This is a genomic window from Nostoc sp. ChiVER01, assembly GCF_034531155.1.
Classification (GTDB): Bacteria; Cyanobacteriota; Cyanobacteriia; order Cyanobacteriales; family Nostocaceae; genus Nostoc.
This window is the reverse complement of the sequence record NZ_JAVRBS010000063.1, coordinates 1-5714: the sequence shown is the minus strand read 5'-3', so window position 1 is coordinate 5714 and position 5714 is coordinate 1. Positions and strand designations below refer to the sequence as shown.

The following is a 5714-nucleotide window of genomic DNA, read 5'->3' as shown; positions in this document are numbered from 1 at the left end:
TTTCAATTTTTTCTTGTTGTTTTTTAGGGGGTTAAGTTTTTTCTTGTTAAAAGGTGTTGAGGAAAGTTTGCGGGGATAGATATTTTTTCTACTTTTGCAACCCGCTTCGGAGGAAGGGAAACAGAGAGGTTGATTGTTAGAAGGTTGATTTGAGGGTATGAAAGGTTAGAGATTGTATTTCTTTTTTGTTGAGCTGCGAGGTGTTGAAAACAGGGAGAAAAAAAAGTTTAAAAAAAAGCTTGACAATACTAAAAAGATTTCTACCTTTGCAATCCCAAACACAGGGAGCCTGATTAACGGAGTTGATCAGGGGATAAAAAAGATTGAAACGCTGCAGGTTGAAACTGAATCTTGGACGAAACAGACCAGGGAGAAACAGAGATCGGAATGCGAAGAGATATAAGAAGAACCGCGAGGGGATTCGAGAAGTTCATTAAAGAGATGTCATTTATAAGCGTAGCGAGGTAAAACAGTACGGAATCAAAGTACATGATACCGGAGCTATTTTTTAAGTCTGATTCTAACTAGACAATATAATAATTAGAATAGACTATTATTAATTTAATTAAGAATGGTCAGCGTTCAAACAACACATTTTACAATGGAGAGTTTGATCCTGGCTCAGGATGAACGCTAGCGGCAGGCCTAATACATGCAAGTCGAACGAGATTAAGGTGCTTGCACCTTATGAAAGTGGCGCACGGGTGCGTAACGCGTATGCAACCTACCTTAATCAGGGGGATAGCCCGAAGAAATTCGGATTAACACCGCATAAAATCACAGTACAGCATTGTACAATGATCAAATATTTATAGGATTAAGATGGGCATGCGTGTCATTAGCTAGTTGGCGGGGTAACGGCCCACCAAGGCGACGATGACTAGGGGATCTGAGAGGATGGCCCCCCACACTGGTACTGAGACACGGACCAGACTCCTACGGGAGGCAGCAGTAAGGAATATTGGTCAATGGAGGGAACTCTGAACCAGCCATGCCGCGTGCAGGAAGACAGCCCTCTGGGTCGTAAACTGCTTTTATTCGGGAATAAACCTCAATACGTGTATTGAGCTGAATGTACCGAAGGAATAAGGATCGGCTAACTCCGTGCCAGCAGCCGCGGTAATACGGAGGATCCAAGCGTTATCCGGATTTATTGGGTTTAAAGGGTGCGTAGGCGGCTTATTAAGTCAGGGGTGAAAGACGGTGGCTCAACCATCGCAGTGCCCTTGATACTGATGAGCTTGAATACACTAGAGGTAGGCGGAATGTGACAAGTAGCGGTGAAATGCATAGATATGTCACAGAACACCGATTGCGAAGGCAGCTTACTATGGTGTGATTGACGCTGAGGCACGAAAGCGTGGGGATCAAACAGGATTAGATACCCTGGTAGTCCACGCCCTAAACGATGAATACTCGCTGTTAGCGATATACAGTTAGCGGCTAAGCGAAAGCGTTAAGTATTCCACCTGGGGAGTACGCCCGCAAGGGTGAAACTCAAAGGAATTGACGGGGGCCCGCACAAGCGGAGGAGCATGTGGTTTAATTCGATGATACGCGAGGAACCTTACCCGGGCTTGAAAGTTAGTGAATAATCAAGAGATTGATTAGTGAGCAATCACACGAAACTAGGTGCTGCATGGCTGTCGTCAGCTCGTGCCGTGAGGTGTTGGGTTAAGTCCCGCAACGAGCGCAACCCCTATGTTTAGTTGCCAGCACGTTAAGGTGGGGACTCTAAACAGACTGCCTGTGCAAACAGAGAGGAAGGAGGGGACGACGTCAAGTCATCATGGCCCTTACGTCCGGGGCTACACACGTGCTACAATGGATGGTACAGAGGGCAGCAAGCTGGCAACAGCAAGCGAATCTCAAAAAGCCATTCACAGTTCGGATAGAGGTCTGCAACTCGACCTCTTGAAGTTGGATTCGCTAGTAATCGCGTATCAGCAATGACGCGGTGAATACGTTCCCGGGCCTTGTACACACCGCCCGTCAAGCCATGGAAGTTGGGGGTACCTAAAGTATGTAACCGCAAGGAGCGTCCTAGGGTAAAACCGATAACTGGGGCTAAGTCGTAACAAGGTAGCCGTACCGGAAGGTGCGGCTGGAATACCTCCTTTCTGGAGTAGGTCAGACTACTCGCTACGCTGAATGATATAAATGGCAGATCAAAAAAAGACAACCCATAGGATGAAGCATCAATTAGTGCTCCATACTGCAGTATAGACATATAGTCCCGTAGCTCAGTTTGGTTAGAGCACTACACTGATAATGTAGGGGTCAGCAGTTCAAATCTGCTCGGGACTACATATATATTCTAAGGGGGATTAGCTCAGCTGGCTAGAGCGCCTGCCTTGCACGCAGGAGGTCAACGGTTCGACTCCGTTATTCTCCACCATCACCGGTACTTAATACAAAAGGTACGTAAATAGGGACATAGATGTTCCCGGGATCGAAAAGTTCTTTGACATATTGGAAGAAGTTAAAAAAGAAGAGCAAACAACAATAGAGACGTTGTTAGCTTTTAGGGTATTGTTTAAGCAATTAGACTTTAACCGAGGAGATAACGACAAATCAAAAAAAGCATTTCTGTATGCGCAAAAGGGTACAGAAAGAAGAAAGTAAATAAGAGCACACAGGGGATGCCTTGGCTCTCAGAGGCGATGAAAGACGTGATAAGCTGCGATAAGCTACGGGGATTAGCAAATATGAATTGATCCGTAGATTTCTGAATGGGGAAACCTGGCTAGTTGAAGACTAGTCGTACAATGTACGCAAACCTGCCGAACTGAAACATCTAAGTAAGCAGAGGAAGAGAAAATAATAATGATTTCCTAAGTAGTGGCGAGCGAAAGGGAAAGAGCCCAAACCAGGCTTGTTACGGCAAGACTGGGGTTGTAGGACTACGATGTGGTATAACAAAATGAAGTGGAACAGGATGGGAAGCCTGGCAATATACGGTGATAGCCCGGTACACGTAAGTAATGTTAACCTAGTAGTATCCTGAGTACCGCGAGGTCGGAGACGCCTTGTGGGAATCTGCCGGCACCATCCGGTAAGGCTAAATACTCCTGAGAGACCGATAGTGAACCAGTACCGTGAGGGAAAGGTGAAAAGAACCCCGAACAGGGGAGTGAAATAGAACCTGAAACTGTGTGCTTACAAGCGGTCGGAGCGTCCAGGTGGCGTGACGGCGTGCCTTTTGCATAATGAGCCTACGAGTTACTCTTCTCTGGCAAGGTTAAGTGTTTAAGACACGGATCCGAAGCGAAAGCGAGTCTGAATAGGGCGTATAGTCAGGGGAGGTAGACGCGAAACCTTGTGATCTACCCATGGACAGGTTGAAGGTGCGGTAACACGTACTGGAGGACCGAACCGATAAACGTTGAAAAGTTTCCGGATGATCTGTGGGTAGGGGTGAAAGGCTAATCAAACTGGGAAATAGCTCGTACTCCCCGAAATGTTTTTAGGAACAGCGTGGTGGTTAAGTTATCTAGAGGTAGAGCTACTGATTGGGTGCGGGGGAGTCAAATCCTACCAAATCCAGACAAACTCCGAATGCTATTTAATATACACTGCAGTGAGGCGCGGGGTGCTAAGGTCACGCGCCGAGAGGGAAAGAACCCAGACCATCAGCTAAGGTCCCCAAGTTACAGTTAAGTTGAACTAACGAGGTCCGATTGCACAGACAGCTAGGATGTTGGCTTGGAAGCAGCCATTCATTTAAAGAGTGCGTAACAGCTCACTAGTCGAGCGATCGGGCATGGATAATAAACGGGCATCAAATTGTACACCGAAGCTATGGGATTGAAATATATCGGTAGGGGAGCATTCCAGCGGCGGCGAAGGTATGACGTAAGTTGTGCTGGAGCTTCTGGAAAAGCAAATGTAGGCATAAGTAACGATAAGGCAGGCGAGAAACCTGCCCACCGAAAGGATAAGGTTTCCTGATCAACGCTAATCGGATCAGGGTTAGTCGGGGCCTAAGGAGAACCCGAAAGGGATATTCGATGGACAACGGATTAATATTTCCGTACTTTTTATAACTGCGATGTGGGGACGGAGTAGTGACACTGCCGCGATCTGACGGAATAGATCGTTGAAGGCTGTAGGTATAGGACTGGTAGGCAAATCCGCCGGTCTTGCTAAAGGCTGATAGTACAGCAAACCTTCGGGGGCGTTGATAGTGCAGGTAATCAGACTTCCAAGAAAAACCGCTAAGCTTCAGGTTATAAAAACCCGTACCGCAAACCGACACAGGTATCCGGGAAGAGAATTCTAAGGTGCTCGAGTGAATCATGGCTAAGGAACTCGGCAAAATGGCCCTGTAACTTCGGGAGAAGGGGCGCTGGTAGCAATATCAGCCGCAGTGAAAAGGCCCAGGCGACTGTTTAACAAAAACACATGGCTTTGCAAAATCGAAAGATGAAGTATAAGGCCTGACACCTGCCCGGTGCTGGAAGGTTAAGAGGGGATGTTAGTCGCAAGGCGAAGCATTGAATCGAAGCCCCAGTAAACGGCGGCCGTAACTATAACGGTCCTAAGGTAGCGAAATTCCTTGTCGGGTAAGTTCCGACCTGCACGAATGGTGTAACGATCTGGGCGCTGTCTCAGCCATGAGCTCGGTGAAATTGTGGTCCCGGTGAAGACGCCGGGTACCCGCAACGGGACGGAAAGACCCCATGCACCTTCACTACAATTTAACATTGACATTGGATACAGGATGTGTAGGATAGGTGGGAGACTATGAAGCGGCGTCGCCAGGCGTCGTGGAGTCAACGTTGAAATACCACCCTTTCTGTATTCGGTGTCTAACTTCGCTCAGCGAAGGACATTGTTTGATGGGTAGTTTGACTGGGGTGGTCGCCTCCAAAAAGGTAACGGAGGCTTTCAAAGGTAAGCTCAATACGCTTGGTAACCGTATGAGGAGTGCAATAGCATAAGCTTGCTTGACTGTGAGGCATACAAGCCGAGCAGGGTCGAAAGACGGATATAGTGATCCGGTGGTTCTGCATGGAAGGGCCATCGCTCAAAGGATAAAAGGTACGCTGGGGATAACAGGCTGATCTCCCCCAAGAGCTCATATCGACGGGGAGGTTTGGCACCTCGATGTCGGCTCGTCACATCCTGGGGCTGGAGAAGGTCCCAAGGGTTCGGCTGTTCGCCGATTAAAGTGGCACGCGAGCTGGGTTCAGAACGTCGCGAGACAGTTCGGTCCCTATCTGTTGTGGGCGTAGGAATTTTGAGTGGGGCTGACCTTAGTACGAGAGGACCGGGTTGGACTAGCCTCTAGTGAATCTGTTGTTCCGCCAGGGGCATTGCAGAGTAGCTACGCTGGGAATAGATAAGCGCTGAAAGCATCTAAGTGCGAAACTAGCCACGAGATGAGAATTCCATATAGGACCGTAGCAGACTACTACGTTGATAGGTTACAGATGTAAAGGTGGTGACATCAAAGTCGAGTAATACTAATCATCCGAAGCTTTCAAAAGCAGAACGTTGTTTGCTTTTCTTAACTAACTTCTTTCAATAATATGTCATAACGATATTTAGGTGCCTATATCGGTGGTGTCCACCTCTTCCCATTCCGAACAGAGAAGTTAAGCCCACCAGAGCCGATGGTACTGCGGTAACACGTGGGAGAGTAGGTCGGTGCCAAATCTTAAAGAAAGCCTGTAGTCATAAACTACAGGCTTTTCTTGTTTAAAGATGAT

General features: G+C 47.6%; 2 tRNA genes and 3 rRNA genes. All 5 read left to right on the top strand.

Going from position 1 to position 5714, the window contains the following annotated elements:
• Positions 1–598 precede the first annotated feature (598 nt).
• The 5 genes from RMY00_RS35840 (at position 599) to rrf (ending at position 5661) form a co-directional block, all read left to right on the top strand.
• Positions 599–2120 (top strand): 16S ribosomal RNA (locus RMY00_RS35840).
• A 112-nt stretch (positions 2121–2232) separates the two neighbouring features.
• Positions 2233–2307 (top strand) — tRNA-Ile (locus RMY00_RS35835).
• A 14-nt stretch (positions 2308–2321) separates the two neighbouring features.
• A tRNA-Ala gene (locus RMY00_RS35830) sits at positions 2322–2398 on the top strand.
• Between the two features lie 217 nt (positions 2399–2615).
• Positions 2616–5491: ribosomal RNA gene (locus RMY00_RS35825) — 23S ribosomal RNA — on the top strand.
• A gap of 58 nt (positions 5492–5549) precedes the next feature.
• Positions 5550–5661: ribosomal RNA gene (gene rrf / locus RMY00_RS35820) — 5S ribosomal RNA — on the top strand.
• The 16S, 23S and 5S rRNA genes sit together here with 2 tRNA genes alongside, the layout of an rRNA operon.
• Positions 5662–5714: the final 53 nt, after the last annotated feature.